The organism is Xanthomonas sp. SS, assembly GCF_014236835.1.
In the GTDB taxonomy this organism is placed as follows: Bacteria; Pseudomonadota; Gammaproteobacteria; order Xanthomonadales; family Xanthomonadaceae; genus Xanthomonas_A.
Genome location: NZ_CP051190.1, coordinates 4681656 through 4696782, shown reverse-complemented (window position 1 = coordinate 4696782; position 15127 = coordinate 4681656). Strand labels below are relative to the sequence as shown.

Sequence of the window (15127 nt, the reverse complement as noted above, 5' to 3'; positions counted from 1 at the left end):
GGCCGCTGGAGCGCCTATTTGTTCAATTCCAGCACCGGCACGAAGCCGCCATAGATCATGCGTTTGCCGTCGAACGGCATCGGATTGGCCGCCGGATCCATGCGCGGGTCTTCCATCATCTTCTTCATGCCGGCATCGCGGGTGGCCTTGTCCGGCCATTCGATCCACGAGAACACCACCGTCTCGTCGTCCTTGGCGTCCACCGCGCGGAAGAAGTCGGTCTGCTGGCCGCGCGACACGTCGTCGCCCCAGCATTCGAGCACGCGCAGCGCACCGAATTCGATGAACACCGAATCGATGCGGGCGTGTTCGAGGAACTTCTCCTTGTTGGCCGTGGGCACGGCCAGCACGAAACCATCGACATACGACATGGAAACCTCCGGGTGCGGCGCGCCGGGATGGGCGCCTTGTTGCATACGACGTGCGAGAAGGGGGGAAATCGACATGCGATTGCCGAGAGGGAGATCTTGTTCGCCACGGCCCCGCGGCCATGTGAAGCCGCGCGATGGACGGGACCATGAATGCGCCTGCCTGACGTCGCGCGCGCTGTGCATGATGTGCACGAGGCAGCTGGCCACCGGATCGCCGCTACCGGCTCGCTGCGTCAGTCGGCGGCATGGACCGAAGGCCCCGCGATGCACGCGAGCGGATGCGTCGCGCGATCACGCCGGCCCGGAACGCTCGCCGCGTTCGATCGCCGCCTGCACCCGCTCTTGCAGCGGCGCGTAGGGCGGCGGCAGTGTCGCCAGCAGATAGCGCTCCACGCTGCGCTCGGTATCGCGGTAGACGGCAGCGCCGACGCTCACCTCGCCGGCATGCGCGCGCCAGTTCGCCGCGCCGTCCTGCCAGCGGAAGCCGCGATAGCCCAGCGCCGGCGGCGCGGCGGCCGGCCCGGGCACGCGTGGCAGGCGTTCGCAGTGTTGGCGCAGCCCGCGCACGGCGATGGCGTCGAGGTCCCAGCACGGATTCGGCTGGCCGCTGTAGATGTCGAGCTCGACGCGCATCGGCCTTGCGTCAGTTGATGACCACCGAGCGCCCGGCGTAGAAGTAGCCGCAGAACTGCTCGTAGCCGCCACGGTCGCAGGTTTCCGGATTCAGGATCAGCTGGCCGCTGTTGTCGTAGTTGCGCGCGGGGGTGCCGCCGGGCTTGTGGCCCCAGAAGCCGCCGCGCTGGTGCCGGTACCAGTGGTAGTCGTGCCCGGCGTCGATGACCAGCGCCATCAGCCGGCGCGGGTATTCCTTCTCGCTGAGGCAGTCGCAGCGCTTGCGCAGGCCGTCGGCCATGGCCGCGACGGTGACGGTGTTGCAGGCCATGGTCGAGGTCTGGGCGCCGTGCGCGCGCCCGGGTTGGGCGAAGGTGTTGGTGCACCAGTTGCGCGCGTAGTTGTAGCAGTTGTTGTGGCCGACCACGCCGGCGCCGTTCCAGAAGCCGGGGTTGTATTGGCTCACCTCATATTCGCACTTGCCGCAGGCTTCGTCCTTGATGGTGGTGCGCAGCGAGCTGCGTGGCGGCGTCGGCGGTGGCGGCGTGCGCCGCGGCGGATCGGCGAGATAGCGCTGCAGGCGTTCGAGCACGCTGTCGCGCAGCTTGGTGTCCAGCGGGGTCAGCGCGTGTTCCAGCAACTGCACCTTGGAACGCAGCGGCATGGCTTCGATCAGGCGCTGCGCCAGCGCGCCGGAAGCCTTGAAGTCGCGGCTGGCAGTGGAAGCCAGCGCGAACTGGCGCGGAATGCCTTTGCTCTTGGCGGGTGCGTCTTCGAGGAATTCGACGCGCACCTCGCGGAAGCCCAGTCCGTCGAAGCCGGTCCCTGGGCGGGCGATCACGCCCTGATTGCCGCTCACCTCGCCGAGCAGGCGTTCGGCCTCGGCGCTGTCGGTGACGTACCAGACCGGATTGGGACGGCCGGAAAAAATCGCGATTTCGATCCTTAGCATGTGCTTCTCCATGGGTGTTGCGTGCGCGTTCGCGGACGCCGCGCGAGCGGTTGCATGAATGCGGGAGAGCGCCGGCGGCGTGCCTGGCGCAGTGGCGTCCTCCTATCGAACGCGCGAAGCCGGGCGGACCGGCCACGCACGATGCGACGATGGATGCGGATCGTGGGTAGTGCAGGTCGCTTGGGTGGCGGGTGGCCGCGATGCGCGGATGGCGAACCGGATTGGACCTGCGATGGGGAGCACTCGGGCACGCTTCGCGTGCCAGGCCAGCGATCGATCCGGTTAGGGCGACTGCGATCCGCAGGACACCATCTGTAGGAGCGACTTCAGTCGCGACGGGCGTTACCGGGAAAGCCCGTCGCGGCTGAAGTCGCTCCCACAAGGACATTACCGCTGGGGGCGCTGCAGGAGGCGCTCTGGGTGGCCTCGGGCCATCGGCCCCCGAGGCATCTCGGGCGCAGCGGTTGCGCTGCTTCGTCGGTCGCGGTTGAAACCGCTCCTACAGAGAGCGAAAGGCTACGCTTATCCGCACCCGGGGCTGCCATCTCCGCGCAGCGCTGCATGTCAGTCCTGGCCGGCGCCACCTGGGCACGCGGCGGTCAACTCCAGGCTGTAGGACTGCAGGTCCCAGCGGTGCTGCGGGCTATCGTCCGGCACGTAGTTCCACGACTGCAGGTAACCTTCCGCGCACGATGCGATGGCAATGCTGTCGCCGGGCGTACCGGTGGCAGGCAAGGGCAGCGGTCGCGGCACCGCGCGGGTGGCGGCCGGCATGCTCACGCTGTAGTCCAGGCTCACCGCGCTGAGCTGGTCGGGATCGCCCAGGCGCTTGCCGTCGATCGTCGAGGGGTGTTGCACAATCCACTCGCGGATCTGGCGCCACTCCGGTGTGTCCTTCGCATAGACGGTCCTGGTCACGATCCGCAACGCCTCCTGCTGCGCGCTCGCGCTGCCGGCCAGTGCGGCCAGCGCCAGCACGGCGATGCTGACCAGCCTTTTCGGCCGCTGGCCAATGCCTGCTGCATGATTGGTGCCGTTCTTCGACTGCATGCGTCCGCTCCTTGCCGATGGCCGATCGGACAAAAATACCATCGGCATGTGCCAGCGGCGCAGCGATGAGCGCGAGGCGCGAATTGTCTACGCCACACGCGGCCGGACCGCGCGCCGCGCGTCACGTCGGCGCGAGCGAGGCCTGCAGCGCGGTGGCCAGAGCGGCGTCGCCGTTGACCAGCTCGCTCCAGCGCAAGGCCAGGCCCTTGCGGCGGCCTTTTTCGGTGAGTTTCAGACCCTCCGGGTCCACGGTCAGCGTGTACAGCCTGCCATCGATCTCCAGTTCCCGGCGCAACGGCTTGTCCAGTGGGGTCATGCGGCGCTCCCGGTTTTCACGATGCGCCGAGCGTAGCTGGGCCAAGGTGATGGCCGGTTCTGCAACGGCGCATGCGATGAAGACGCTCAAGATCGCCACCTACAACGTCAACGGCATCCGCAGCCGCCTGCCGCAGCTGTTGGAATGGTTGCAGCGCGAGGCGCCGGACATCGTCGGGCTGCAGGAACTCAAGAGCGTGGATGCGGGCTTTCCGATCGCCGACATCCACGCGGCCGGCTATGGCGCGTTGTGGATGGGGCAGTCGGCCTGGAACGGGGTGGCGGTGCTGGCCAAGGGCAGCGATCCGGTGGAGAGCCGGCGCGGTTTGCCGGGCGACCCGCGCGATACGCAGAGCCGGTACCTGGAGGCGATGGCGCATGGCGTGCTGGTCGGCTGCCTGTACCTGCCCAACGGCAATCCGCGCCCGGGGCCGAAGTTCGACTACAAGCTTGACTGGTTCGCGCGGCTGCAGCGGCATGCGCGGCACCTGGTCGCGCTGCCGCATCCGGTGGCGTTGATCGGCGACTTCAACGTGGTGCCGACCGACGACGACATCTACAACCCGGCGTCGTGGCGCCGCGATGCGCTGTTGCAGCCGGAAAGCCGCCAGGCCTACGCGGACCTGCTCGCGCAAGGCTGGACCGACAGCCTGCGCAAGGTGCACGGCGAGCGCCGGATCTACACGTTCTGGGACTACTTCCGCCAGCACTGGCAGCGCGATGCCGGCTTGCGCATCGATCACCTGCTGCTGAACCCGCCGCTGGCCGCGCGCCTGCACGACGCCGGGGTGGATCGTTGGGTGCGCGACCTGCCGCATGCCAGCGATCACGCGCCGACCTGGGTCGAGCTGACGGCCGACGCGAAGCGCGGCAGCGTCGCCGCGCCGGCCGACAAGGTCACCGGCCCTGCGAAAAAGGGCAGGCCTGCGAAGGCCGAAAAGGCGGCGAGGCCGGCCAAGCCGATGCAGCCGGCGAGCGCCGGGAAAATCGCCAAGCCGCCCAAGCCGCCCAAGCCGCCCAAAGCGACCAAAGCGACCAAAGCGACCAAAGCGACCAAAGCGAAAGCGACTGGGGTGGCCAAATCCGTGCAGTCGCCCAAAGCGACCAGAGCGGTCAAGCGCGCTGAACACGCCAGACCCGCGAAACCGGCCAAAGCAACCAAGGCAGGCAAAGCAGACAAGCTAGCCGAGGCAGCCAAGCCAACCAAGCGAGCAAAGCCCGCCCGAACGCCCTGACCCGCATTGCATGCGCGTGCGCAAATCGGCCCTGCATGGCGGGCGCCGTGCAGGGCTGCCTATACTCAAGGGCCGCTGCCGCCTGCCGTGCGGTACGCCGCGCTGCCAGGTTGTTCGGGATTTCTTTCTCCACCTGCCGGAGTCGCCGCCATGAGCCTGCTCGTCGTCGCGCTGTTGATCGGGATCGTCGCTGGCCTGCGCGCGATGACCGCGCCGGCCGTGGTCAGCTGGGCCGCCAGCCTGGGCGTGTTGCCGCTGGTCGGCACGCCACTGGCATTCCTGGGTTGGCGCTTTACCCCGTGGATCGTCTCGCTGCTGGCCGTCGGCGAGCTGGTCACCGACCAGCTGCCAGGCACGCCCAGCCGCAAGGTGCCGCTGCAGTTCGGCACGCGCATCGTGATGGGCGGGCTGTGCGGCGCGGCGGTGGGCATGGGCGGCGGGCTGTGGGTGACGGCGATGGTCGCCGGTGCGCTCGGCGCGGTGCTGGGGGCCTACGGCGGTGCCGCGGCGCGTGCGGCGATGGCGCAGCGTTTCGGTCGCGATCTGCCGGCCGCGCTGCTCGAAGACGCGGTGGCGATCGGCCTGGGCGTGCTGGCGATGGCGCTGCTGCGATGAGCCGCGCCTTCGACGCGATCGTGGTCGGCGCCGGCCAGGCCGGACCCTCGCTGGCCGGCCGGCTGGTCGCCGCCGGCATGCAGGTGGCGCTGGTCGAGCGGCAACTGGTCGGCGGCACCTGCGTCAACACCGGCTGCATGCCGACCAAGACCCTGGTCGCCAGCGCGCGCGTGGCGCACCTCGCGCGGCGCGCCGCCGACTACGGCGTGCAGCTGCAGGGCGAGGTCGGCATCGACATCGCACGGGTGATGGCGCGCGCGCATGCGGTGACGCACAGCGCGCGCGACAACCTGGAGCAATGGCTGGGCGGCATGCCCGGGCTCACCGTGTTGCGCGGCCATGCCCGCTTCGAGGCGCCGCAGCGGCTGCGCGTGGGCGAAAAATGCATCAGTGCGCCGAAGATCTTCCTCAACGTCGGCGGACGCGCGCATGTGCCGGCGCTGCCGGGGGTGGAACGGATCGACTACCTGACCAATACCTCGATCCTGCAGCTGCAGGAAGTGCCGCGGCACCTGGCGGTGATCGGCGGTAGCTACATCGGCCTGGAATTCGCGCAGATCTTCCGCCGCCTCGGTGCGCAGGTCACCGTGGTCGAGCAGCAGCCGCGGCTGATCGCGCACGAGGACGAGGACGTGTCCGACTGCATCCGCAGTGTGCTGGAAGGTGAGGGCGTGGCGGTGCGCACCCACGCGCAGTGCATCGCCTTCGCACCGCATGCGCAGGGCGTGGCGGTGCGGGTGGATTGCCACGAAGGCGCGCCGGAAGTGGTCGCCAGCCATGTGCTGCTGGCGATGGGGCGGCAGCCCAATACCGACGACCTGGGCCTGGAACACGCCGGCATCGCCACCGACGCGCGCGGCTACATCGTCGTCGACGAGCAACTGGCGACCAGCGCCGCCGGCGTGTGGGCGCTGGGCGACTGCAACGGCCGCGGCGCGTTCACCCATACCGCCTACAACGACTACGAGATCGTCGCCGCCAACCTGCTCGACGGCGGCCAGCGCCGGGTGTCGCAGCGCGTGCCCGGCTATGCGCTATACACCGATCCGCCATTGGGCCGGGTCGGCATGACCGAGGCGCAGGCGCGCGCCAGCGGCCGCCCGCTGCTGTTCGCCAAGCGGCCGATGACCCAGGTCGGGCGTGCGCGCGAGAACGGCGAGACCGCCGGCTTCATGAAACTGGTGGCCGATGCGCAGACCCACCGCATCCTCGGCGCGGCGATCCTCGGCATCAACGGCGACGAAGCCATCCACGGCGTGCTCGATCTGATCAATGCCGAGCAGCCGTTCGAGACGCTGCAGTGGGCAGTGCCGATCCATCCGACCGTGTCCGAGCTATGGCCGAGCGTGGTTGGCGCGCTGCGGGCCGAGACGGCCAGCGAGTAGCGCAAGCACCCGCCATCAAACAATGTAGGAGCGGCTTCAGCCGCGACCGGGCGTTGCCGGTAACGCCCGGTCGCGGCTGAAGCCGCTCCTACAGTGGTTTCCGATCGCCCTCGTTGCCGAAGGCGCGGCGAGCAACGCTTAGCGCAGCATCTCGGTGAACGCGCGGTCGGCCTCGATCACGTCCGGCAGCACGGTGAACAGCGCGTCCAGGTCCACGTCGTCCAGCAGCGGGCCGCTGACCGCCTGCCGCGCTTCCGGGGTGGCCCCGCCGCAGCGCTCCAGCGCATCGGCGACCAGCGCCGCCTGTGCCACCACGCGCGGCATCGGCTGGCCTTCCGGCGCCTGCAGCGGCCGTGCCTGGAAGGCGATCGCGGTCTGGATCACCTCCGGCAGGTGCCAGCGTCGCGCCAGCTCGGCGCCCACTTCCGGGTAGCCGAAGCCCAACTGCACAGTCTCGTCGGCGGCGCGGCCGCTGGAGGACGCATCCGGATGCAGCTGCGCCGCATAGTCCGGGGCGCCGGTCTGGATCAGCAATTCGCCGATGTTGTGCATCATGCCGCAGGTGAACGCGGTTTCCGGATCCAGGCCCTTCTGCTTGGCCAGCAGTCGGCAGATGCCGGCGACCTCGAAGCTGTGCAGCCAGAATGCGCGCAGGTCGAAATGGGCGGGCGCATGGAACGCGTCGGTCATCGACGAGGCCAGCACCAGCGTGCGCAGCGTGTTGAAGCCCAGGCGCAGCGCCGCGTCCTCGACGCTGGTCGAATCGCGCGCGCCGCGGAACCGCGCCGAGTTGGCCAGGCGCAGCACCTTGGCCGCGATCACCGGGTCGCGCTCGATGCTGCGCGCCACGCTGTCCAGGCTGGTGGTGGGATTGTCGAATTGCAGGATCAGCTCCTGCGCCACCTTGGGGATGGTCGGCAGGGTGTGCAACTGGTCGAACAGCACCTCTAGTTTCATGGGGACCTCAAAACGGAACGGGAAGGGACACCGCCGGCGCAGGGAGTGGGCGGCGCCCGCCATGGGTGGCGACCCCGCGCATCGTAGACCGAATCGCGGCGGGCGGCGTGCACACCTGGGGGTATGGTCCGTCCTGATGGCGCCGGCTGGACATGCCGCGCGGTGTGTGGACAACACATTGCGGGTACGGCGGGGTGCCGCCTCGGCCGTCGGTCGCGACAGGCGTTTCCGTGCAAGCCGCTGCGACCGAGCGCCGAGCGTCGACCCCTGGACCGAAAGATGCCTGTAGCGTGCTGATCGAGCGCGTGCGTGCCCGTGCAGGACCACGAGCGCGGCCGTTCGGCGATCCCCTGTGGCGGTGTGCAGCGCGCAGGACGTGCCAAAGCGCCATGGGGCGCTGGGCTTGCGCGAGCGTGAACGCCGGCAGCGCTGCGCTGTGATCGTCGCGCCGGTCGTCGCGGCAATTCGCCGAGGGGCGGCAGCCGGCCGTAGCGTTTGCTGTCGGGCAAACTGTCCGCGATGGCCACAGGTGCGGGGCGTCATCCAAGTGTCACTAGATTGACCCAAACTCGCCGAACTGGGGAGCCGGTCCCATCGACCGTGCGGCCTTTCTTATCCGCGAACGCGGCAGGATCGAACGATGAAATACATAGTGCTGTCGCTGGCATGCGCCCTGGCGGCGCCGATGGCGCAGGCGCAGTCGGGGTATGTGGAGATCGAGCACAAGCTGAGCGCCGAGCAGTTGCGCGAGGTCGGACTGACCCCGACCCAGCTGTCTACGCTCAATCGCCTGCTGCGCGACGCCGAGACGCGCGAGACGGCACAGGCCCCGGCCCGGCCCGCGTCTGCGCCCGCAGCGGCCGTCGCCGGCGATGCCGAGGCCGGGCAGGGCATGATGATCGGCCTGGACGATGGCCCGATCAGTGCCCGCGTGCAGGGCGAGGTCGCCGGCTGGGCGCCGGGCACCGTGTTCGTGCTGGACAATGGCCAGCAGTGGAAGGTGCTCAAGGGCAGCATGACCCTGCGCACCGCACTGGCCTCGCCGGTGATCAAGGTCGTGCCCGGCATCGCCGGACGCTGGTTCTTGCAGGTGGACGAAGACCTGCCGAAGGCGCGGGTCTACCGGATCCGCTGAGCGCCTGCGTCGTACCGCACGCGGCGCCTGGCTGGGCGTGCCGGCATTGGAGGCGCCCAGCGATATCGCCATCAAGTTGCGTGTTCGAAGGCCTCGAGCAGCTTGGCGCCTAGCCGCGCGTCATCGACGCCGCAGTGAATGGTGTGCTCGTCGCTGTCCTCCCCGCCGTGGTGGCGGAAATCGACGGACGGGATGAAGGCAACCGTATCGCCGGTCCATTCGATGCCCACGGCTGTTGCCTTCTTGCCGAGGGCGGCCCAATTCTTGACGCCGGCGGCGTGCAGGATCGGCCGCTGGATGTGCTTCCATTCGGACTGCGGCGGATGCGCGACGCCTTCGATCGAATGTTCGAGCGATTCCCTGATCGCGCTCGCCAGCCCGGCTGGATCGTCCGCAAGGATGGAGAGAACCTCCCCATGCGCGATCCACGCCGCTGTCGGTCAACGACATCGCTTGAAGCAGGACGGTTCCCTCGATCCTGTAGGCGGCAACCTTCTTCATCCTGGCTCCGGGTGGTGTCCTGCCATCGGCCGCGGCGCGACCTGCCTCACCCCGCCGCGCGCATCCGCAGGGTCAGGCCCTTGAGGAAGTTGCGCAGCAGCTGGTCGCCGCACAGGCGGAAGTTCTTGTGCTCGGGCTGGCGGAACAGCGCCGACAGTTCCGGCTTGGACACCGGGAAGCCGGCGTCGGCGAAGATCTGGTGCATGTCCACGTCCTTCAGCTGGAACGCCACGCGCAGCTTCTTCAGCACCACGTTGTTGGTGACCCGGGTTTCCACCGGGCGCGCCGGCAGGCTGTCGTCGCGGCCGCGGTAGTGGAACACCAGCCCGTCGAGGAAGTGCGCCAGCACCAGATCGCTGCATTCGACGAAGCCGTCCTCGTCCTCCTTCTTCAGGTAGGCCGGCACTTCGCTCTTGTCGATCGGGAACGCGGGATCGGCGAGGTGGACCGTATCCACGATCATCTGGTCGCTCAGGTCGAGCATGTAGCGGATGGAGCGCAGTACGTCGTTGTTGATCATGGCCGGTCCGGTGCTGCCGGTGGGCGTCCGGCGGGGTGCGTAGTCTAGGCCGTGTCCCGCATGGCGGGGTAGGCGCGTCGTGTCGAGGCGTGCCGGTCGCCGCGGCGCCGTGCGATCGCGACCGGCGGCGTTTGCATCCGCGCGCGCATGCGCCCCATCATCGGCGCATGGACAACACGATTCCCAAGCCGAGCGCGGTGCCCGCGCTCAATCCGCGCCAGGAACAGCTGGTGACGCTGGTGCGACAGCAGGGCTACGCCGAAGTGGAAGGGCTGGCCACGCGTTTCGAGGTGACCCCGCAGACCATCCGCCGCGACGTGGCGCTGCTGTGCGAGGCCGGCCTGCTGCGCCGCTACCACGGCGGGGTCAGCCTGCCGTCGAGCGTGGAGAACCTGGCTTACACGGCGCGCAAGTCGCTGCAGGCGCAGGAGAAGCGGCGCATCGCCACGCTGCTGGCGCAGCACATCCCCGACGACGCGTCGCTGTTCATCAACATCGGCACCACCAACGAGGACGTGGCGCGCGCGCTGATGGGGCACAGCGGGCTGCGGGTGATCACCAACAATCTCAACGTGGCGGTGATGATGAGCGCCAATCCGAGCTTCGAGGTGATGGTGGCCGGCGGGCGCGTACGCGGCCGCGACCAGGGCGTCACCGGCGAGGCCACGATCGAACTGATCCGCCAGTTCAAGGTGGATTTCGGCGTGATCGGCATTTCCGGCATCGATCCGGACGGCACCTTGCTGGACTTCGATTTCCACGAAGTGCGGGTGGCGCAGGCCATCATCGAGCACTCGCGGCAGGTGTTCCTGGCCGCCGACCACAGCAAGCTCGGCCGCAACGCGATGGTCCGGCTCGGGTCGATCGCGCGGGTCCAAGCCTGGTTCACCGACCGCGCGCCGCCGCCGGAACTGGCCGCCGTGCTGGCTGAGGCCGGCACCCGCGTGTTCGTTGCCGAGGGGGGCGCCGACGGTGAGGCCGAGGCGGACGTGGTGGCTGGCAGCCAGGCCGATCCGGACTGAGCTGCGCCGCCCGCGACGTGCGTGGGTGAGGCAAGCCGGCATGCGGGCGCATGCCGGGCGGCGCAGCGACCGGCGCTATGAACAGACGCTCCGCATTTTGTGTGCGTTTATGTTCGTATTGTTTCGTTATTATGACGTTAAATCCTGCCGGGAGTCGCTATCGGCGGGAGCCGGCTGCCGGAAATGAAGCGGTCGCCATGCGCCTAAGCCGCCGCCAGCAGGGCTCCGCGTTGACTCTACGCTGCACTGCAGCGTGCTATGTTCGAAAATGTTCGTTTACGATCTTTTCGTCCTTCGTCGTCGATCCAGGCGTTTGCCCGGTGACACGACGCTTCCGGAGTCAGGCAATGCGCGAGATCTACGATGTGCTGGTGGTCGGTGGCGGCATCAATGGGGTGGGCATCGCCCGCGATGCGGTGGGCCGTGGCCTGTCGGTGTGCCTGTGCGAGCGCGACGATCTGGCCTCGCACACCTCCAGCGCCAGCACCAAGCTGATCCATGGCGGGCTGCGCTACCTGGAGCAGTACGAGTTCGCGCTGGTCGGCAAGGCGCTGGCCGAGCGCGAAGTGCTGCTGCGCCTGGCCCCGCACATCATCTGGCCGCTGCGCTTCCTGCTGCCGCACCAGCCGCACCTGCGCCCGGCGTGGATGATCCGCACCGGCCTGTTCCTGTACGACCATCTCGGCCGCGGCCGCCGCACCCTGCCGGGTTCCAAGCGCATGGCGCTGCGCTCGGATCCGGTCGGCGCGCCGCTGCGCGAGGAATTCCGAACCGGCTTCGTCTATTCCGATGCATGGGTGCAGGACGCGCGGCTGGTGGTGCTCAACGCGATGGACGCGGCGCAGCGCGGCGCGCGGATCCTGACCCGCACCCGCTGCGTCGCGGCGCGCCGCGTCGGCGGCATATGGCAGGTGCAGCTGGAGCATGCCGACGGCCGCCGCCAGGACCTGCAGGCGCGCGCGCTGGTCAATGCCGCCGGGCCGTGGGCGGTGCAGTTCCTGGACGACGTGGCCAAGGTCGGCCACGACCACGCGCTGCGCCTGGTCAAGGGCAGCCACATCGTGGTGCCGCGGCTGTTCGAGCACGACCACGCCTACATCTTCCAGCAGCCCGACCGGCGTATCGTGTTCGCGATTCCCTACGAGCACGACTTCACCTTGATCGGCACCACCGACGTGGACTACCGCGCCGATCCGTCCGCGCCGAAGATCGATGCCGAGGAGACGCGCTATCTGTGCGAGGCGGCCAACCGCTATTTCCTCAAGCAGATCGCGCCCAGCGACGTGGTGTGGAGCTACAGCGGCGTGCGCCCGCTGCTCGACGACGAGGAGGACAACGCCGCCGAGGTCACCCGCGACTACCTGCTGGAAGTGGACGCGGACGACGGCGCGGCGCTGCTCAACGTGTTCGGCGGCAAGCTCACCACCTATCGCAAGCTGGCCGAGGAAGCGGTGGACCGGCTGGTCGCGCACGCCGGGCGCAAGGCGCCGGCGTGGACCGCGCGCGGCGCGCCGCTGCCCGGCGGCGAGCGCCGCGACATCCGCGTGCTGGCGCAGGAACTGCGCGCGGCGCGGCCATGGCTGAGCGAGGCGACCGCGTGGCGGCTGGCGCGCAACTACGGCACCCGTGCGGTGCAACTGTTGGGCGACGCGGCATCGGTGCAGCAACTGGGTGAGCATTTCGGCGCCGATCTGTACCAGGCCGAAGTGGACTACCTGCGCGAACACGAATGGGTGACCCAGGCCGACGATCTGCTGTGGCGCCGCAGCAAGCTCGGCCTGCGCATCGACGCGGCCGGCCGCCAGCGGCTGATCGACTATCTGCAACAGGCGCCGGCCGCGGTGGCCGCCGCGCCCGCATGAGGCAAGCACCGCGGCCGGCGTGCCCGTCTCGGGCGCCGGCCGCGCGTGCGCAATCGCCGCGCGCATCGGCATCCGCCGCCGCGCGCGAACCTGGGAACGACCGTGGAGGGTGGCAGGCATGTGCAAGACGACGACCGGCATGACCGGCAAGACGACGACAGCAGTGCGGGAGCAGCGCGCATGAACCGGCAACTGCTTGGCGAACTGATTTCCGAGGCGGTGGCGATGGTGATCATCATCGCCTTCGGCTGTTCGGTGGCGTGCATGTACGTGCTGTACGACCCCAGCCCCTACCAGAACGCCTATTGGGGCGTGTGCATCGCCTGGGGCCTGGCGGTGACGATCGCGATCTACGCGACCGGCTCGGTCTCCGGTACCCACGCCAACCCGGCGGTAACCCTGGCGCTGGCGGTGTTCCGCGGTTTCTCGTGGAAAAAGGTGTTGCCGTACTGGGCGGCGCAGGTGGTCGGCGGCTTCCTCGGCGCGGGCATCGTCTATCTGCTGTTCGCGCCGGTGATCGACCACTACAACCAGGCCCATCAGCTAACCCGTGAAGCGGGCGGCGCGGCCGGCGTGTTCTTCACCGCACCGGGCCTGGCGATCACCCCGATGCATGCGCTGCGCGACCAGGTGATCCTGACCGCGTTCCTGATCTTCGGCATCTTCGCCATCACCGAGCGCTATAACGAGGCCGCGCCCACCGCCAATTCCGGTGCGCTGATGATCGGCCTGCTGGTGGCGACCATCGGCGCCTCGATGGGCTACCTGGAAGCGTGGGCGATCAATCCGGCGCGCGATTTCGGGCCGCGCCTGTTCGCCTACTTCGCCGGCTGGGGGTCCTCGGCGTTGCCGTCGGCCAACAGCTACTGGTGGATTCCGATCGTCGGCCCGCTGATTGGTGGCGTGATCGGCGGCGCGGCCTACCAATGGCTGATCTATCCGTTCCTGCCGGCGCGGATCAAGGCGCTCGAGGAAGAAGCGGCGTCGCGCCAGGCCTGAGCCGGCGCGACCTGGGTGCCGGCACCGCCGGCACGTCCCCATCCATTTCGGGCGCCGCCGCGGCGCGCGCCTTCACGACCCCGCAGGAGTCACCGATGGAAAAGAAATTCATCCTGGCCATCGACCAGGGCACCACCAGTTCGCGCGCGATCCTGTTCGACCGCAAGGGCCACATCGCGGGCATGGCGCAACGCGAGTTCGGGCAGATCTTCCCGCAACCGGGCTGGGTGGAGCACAACCCGCGCGAGATCATGACCAGCGTCTACACCACGATCACCGAGCTGCTGAACAACCAGCAGGTGGACGCGAGCGCGATCGCCGGCATCGGCATCACCAACCAGCGCGAGACCGCGGTGGTGTGGGACCGCGCCACCGGGCAGCCGATCTACAACGCCATCGTCTGGCAATCGCGGCAGACCAAGGACATCTGCGAACAGCTCAAGGCCGCCGGCCACGAGGACATGGTACGGGCCAAGACCGGGCTGCTGATCGATGCATATTTCTCCGGCACCAAGGTCAAGTGGATCCTCGACCACGTCGAAGGCGCGCGCGAACGCGCGCAGCGCGGCGAACTGGCGTTCGGCACCATCGACAGCTGGCTGATCTGGAACCTCACCGCCGGCAAGGTCCACGTCACCGACTACACCAACGCCTCGCGCACGCTGCTGTACAACATCCACGAACTGCGCTGGGACGAAGAGCTGCTGCAGATGCTCGACATCCCCGCCTCGATGCTGCCGGAGGTGCGTTCCTCCAGCGAGATCTACGGCACCACCCAGGGCCAGTATTTCTACGGCCACGAAGTGCCGATCGCCGGCATCGCCGGCGACCAGCAGGCGGCGCTGTTCGGCCAGGCCTGTTTCGAGCCAGGCATGGCCAAGAACACTTACGGCACCGGCTGTTTCATGCTGATGAACACCGGCGAAAAAGCGGTGGAATCCAAGAACGGCCTGCTCACCACGATCGCCTGGGGCGTGGACGGCAAGGTCGAGTACGCGCTGGAAGGGGCGATCTTCGTCGCCGGTTCGGTGGTGCAGTGGCTGCGCGACGGCCTGCGCATGTTCGGCAAGGCCAGCGACTCGCAGTCCTACGCCGAGCGTGCCGGCGACAACGACGGCGTGTATTTCGTGCCGGCCTTCGTCGGCCTGGGCGCGCCGTACTGGCGCAGCGACATCCGCGGCGCGGTGTTCGGCCTGACCCGCGGCACCACCAAGGAGCATTTCATCCGTGCCGCGGTGGAGTCGATGGCGTATCAGACCCGCGACGTGCTGACCGCGATGCAGGTCGATTCGGGCATCGAGCTGAAGGAACTGCGCGCCGATGGCGGCGCGATCAGCAACGACTTCATGGCCCAGTTCCAGAGCGACATCCTCGACGTGCCGGTGCTGCGCCCGGAAGTCGCGGAAACCACCGCGCTGGGCGCCGCGTACCTGGCCGGATTGGCGACGGGCTTCTGGAAGGATCGCGCGGAGATCGCGCAGCAATGGGCGGTGGACCGTCGCTTCGAGCCGAACATGCCGGCCGAGCGCCGCGAGGAACTGTATGCCGGCTGGCAACAGGCGGTGGAGGCGACGATGGGGTTCCGGATTCGCTAGC

At 68.7% G+C, this 15127-nt stretch carries 15 protein-coding genes and 1 pseudogene; 8 read left to right on the top strand and 8 right to left on the bottom strand.

Features of this window, described 5'->3' with window-relative positions; translation table 11 throughout:
- Nucleotides 1–14 precede the first annotated feature (14 nt).
- The 5 genes from HEP74_RS19890 to HEP74_RS19870 all read right to left on the bottom strand — a co-directional run bounded on the left by HEP74_RS19890 (nt 15) and on the right by HEP74_RS19870 (nt 3301).
- Nucleotides 15–371, bottom strand: coding sequence for a DUF1428 domain-containing protein (locus HEP74_RS19890; protein WP_185814328.1), 357 nt, complete (start codon nt 369–371; stop codon nt 15–17).
- Between the two features lie 291 nt (nt 372–662).
- Nucleotides 663–1004, bottom strand: coding sequence for a hypothetical protein (locus HEP74_RS19885; protein ID WP_185814327.1), 342 nt, complete (start codon nt 1002–1004; stop codon nt 663–665).
- Between the two features lie 10 nt (nt 1005–1014).
- Nucleotides 1015–1935, bottom strand: coding sequence for a hypothetical protein (locus HEP74_RS19880; protein ID WP_185814326.1), 921 nt, complete (start codon nt 1933–1935; stop codon nt 1015–1017).
- Nucleotides 1936–2499: 564 nt separating this feature from the next.
- On the bottom strand, nt 2500–2985 hold the full coding sequence (locus HEP74_RS19875; RefSeq protein WP_185814325.1) for a hypothetical protein: 486 nt from the start codon (nt 2983–2985) through the stop codon (nt 2500–2502).
- A 121-nt stretch (nt 2986–3106) separates the two neighbouring features.
- Entirely contained in the window at nt 3107–3301 is a 195-nt protein-coding gene (locus HEP74_RS19870) for a hypothetical protein (RefSeq protein ID WP_185816728.1), read from the bottom strand.
- Between the two features lie 76 nt (nt 3302–3377).
- Between HEP74_RS19870 and HEP74_RS19865 the strand changes: the two genes are divergently transcribed.
- The 3 genes from HEP74_RS19865 (at nt 3378) to HEP74_RS19855 (ending at nt 6535) form a co-directional block, all read left to right on the top strand.
- Nucleotides 3378–4535, top strand: coding sequence for an exodeoxyribonuclease III (locus HEP74_RS19865; RefSeq protein ID WP_255427807.1), 1158 nt, complete (start codon nt 3378–3380; stop codon nt 4533–4535).
- 150 nt (nt 4536–4685) lie between these two features.
- Nucleotides 4686–5150, top strand: coding sequence for a DUF4126 domain-containing protein (locus HEP74_RS19860; protein WP_185814324.1), 465 nt, complete (start codon nt 4686–4688; stop codon nt 5148–5150).
- Nucleotides 5147–6535: an FAD-containing oxidoreductase gene (locus HEP74_RS19855; protein ID WP_185814323.1), complete on the top strand. Its 1389-nt coding sequence runs from the start codon at nt 5147–5149 to the stop codon at nt 6533–6535. The genes HEP74_RS19860 and HEP74_RS19855 overlap by 4 nt, the downstream gene beginning before the upstream one ends.
- Before the next feature lie 138 nt (nt 6536–6673).
- Here the strand turns inward: HEP74_RS19855 and HEP74_RS19850 are convergent, their stop codons facing one another.
- Complete coding sequence (locus HEP74_RS19850) at nt 6674–7492, bottom strand: HDOD domain-containing protein (RefSeq protein WP_185814322.1); 819 nt, start codon at nt 7490–7492, stop codon at nt 6674–6676.
- A gap of 685 nt (nt 7493–8177) precedes the next feature.
- On the opposite strand from HEP74_RS19850, the gene HEP74_RS19845 reads away from it, so the two are divergent.
- Nucleotides 8178–8627, top strand: coding sequence for a hypothetical protein (locus HEP74_RS19845; protein WP_524540806.1), 450 nt, complete (start codon nt 8178–8180; stop codon nt 8625–8627).
- Between the two features lie 71 nt (nt 8628–8698).
- Here HEP74_RS19845 and HEP74_RS22060 read toward each other — a convergent pair.
- Nucleotides 8699–9077: pseudogene (locus HEP74_RS22060) on the bottom strand (contact-dependent growth inhibition system immunity protein).
- A gap of 97 nt (nt 9078–9174) precedes the next feature.
- Nucleotides 9175–9648, bottom strand: coding sequence for a YehS family protein (locus tag HEP74_RS19835; protein ID WP_179569339.1), 474 nt, complete (start codon nt 9646–9648; stop codon nt 9175–9177).
- A gap of 167 nt (nt 9649–9815) precedes the next feature.
- Here HEP74_RS19835 and HEP74_RS19830 point away from each other — a divergent pair, with 167 nt between their 5' ends.
- The 4 genes from HEP74_RS19830 to glpK all read left to right on the top strand — a co-directional run bounded on the left by HEP74_RS19830 (nt 9816) and on the right by glpK (nt 15126).
- Complete coding sequence (locus HEP74_RS19830; protein WP_185814320.1) at nt 9816–10670, top strand: DeoR/GlpR family DNA-binding transcription regulator; 855 nt, start codon at nt 9816–9818, stop codon at nt 10668–10670.
- Nucleotides 10671–11017: 347 nt separating this feature from the next.
- Entirely contained in the window at nt 11018–12532 is a 1515-nt protein-coding gene (gene glpD, locus HEP74_RS19825) for a glycerol-3-phosphate dehydrogenase (protein ID WP_185814319.1), read from the top strand.
- 180 nt (nt 12533–12712) lie between these two features.
- On the top strand, nt 12713–13531 hold the full coding sequence (locus tag HEP74_RS19820) for an MIP/aquaporin family protein (RefSeq protein WP_185814318.1): 819 nt from the start codon (nt 12713–12715) through the stop codon (nt 13529–13531).
- Nucleotides 13532–13626: 95 nt separating this feature from the next.
- Nucleotides 13627–15126 (top strand): glycerol kinase GlpK, encoded by a 1500-nt coding sequence (gene glpK / locus HEP74_RS19815; protein WP_185814317.1) that lies wholly within the window; start codon nt 13627–13629, stop codon nt 15124–15126.
- The last annotated feature ends 1 nt before the right edge of the window (nt 15127 follow it).

What these genes read in the sequence shown, in the direction of transcription:
- HEP74_RS19885 (WP_185814327.1), bottom strand. Translation starts at nt 1,004, where the DNA reads ATGCGCGTCGAGCTCGACATCTACAGCGGCCAGCCGAATCCGTGCTGG.
- HEP74_RS19845 (WP_524540806.1), top strand. Translation starts at nt 8,178, where the DNA reads ATGGCGCAGGCGCAGTCGGGGTATGTGGAGATCGAGCACAAGCTGAGC.
- HEP74_RS19890 (WP_185814328.1), bottom strand. Translation starts at nt 371, where the DNA reads ATGTCGTATGTCGATGGTTTCGTGCTGGCCGTGCCCACGGCCAACAAG.
- glpD (WP_185814319.1), top strand. Translation starts at nt 11,018, where the DNA reads ATGCGCGAGATCTACGATGTGCTGGTGGTCGGTGGCGGCATCAATGGG.
- HEP74_RS19880 (WP_185814326.1), bottom strand. Translation starts at nt 1,935, where the DNA reads ATGCTAAGGATCGAAATCGCGATTTTTTCCGGCCGTCCCAATCCGGTC.
- HEP74_RS19865 (WP_255427807.1), top strand. Translation starts at nt 3,378, where the DNA reads ATGAAGACGCTCAAGATCGCCACCTACAACGTCAACGGCATCCGCAGC.
- HEP74_RS19835 (WP_179569339.1), bottom strand. Translation starts at nt 9,648, where the DNA reads ATGATCAACAACGACGTACTGCGCTCCATCCGCTACATGCTCGACCTG.
- HEP74_RS19860 (WP_185814324.1), top strand. Translation starts at nt 4,686, where the DNA reads ATGAGCCTGCTCGTCGTCGCGCTGTTGATCGGGATCGTCGCTGGCCTG.
- HEP74_RS19820 (WP_185814318.1), top strand. Translation starts at nt 12,713, where the DNA reads ATGAACCGGCAACTGCTTGGCGAACTGATTTCCGAGGCGGTGGCGATG.
- HEP74_RS19850 (WP_185814322.1), bottom strand. Translation starts at nt 7,492, where the DNA reads ATGAAACTAGAGGTGCTGTTCGACCAGTTGCACACCCTGCCGACCATC.
- HEP74_RS19870 (WP_185816728.1), bottom strand. Translation starts at nt 3,301, where the DNA reads ATGACCCCACTGGACAAGCCGTTGCGCCGGGAACTGGAGATCGATGGC.
- HEP74_RS19830 (WP_185814320.1), top strand. Translation starts at nt 9,816, where the DNA reads ATGGACAACACGATTCCCAAGCCGAGCGCGGTGCCCGCGCTCAATCCG.
- HEP74_RS19875 (WP_185814325.1), bottom strand. Translation starts at nt 2,985, where the DNA reads ATGCAGTCGAAGAACGGCACCAATCATGCAGCAGGCATTGGCCAGCGG.
- HEP74_RS19855 (WP_185814323.1), top strand. Translation starts at nt 5,147, where the DNA reads ATGAGCCGCGCCTTCGACGCGATCGTGGTCGGCGCCGGCCAGGCCGGA.
- glpK (WP_185814317.1), top strand. Translation starts at nt 13,627, where the DNA reads ATGGAAAAGAAATTCATCCTGGCCATCGACCAGGGCACCACCAGTTCG.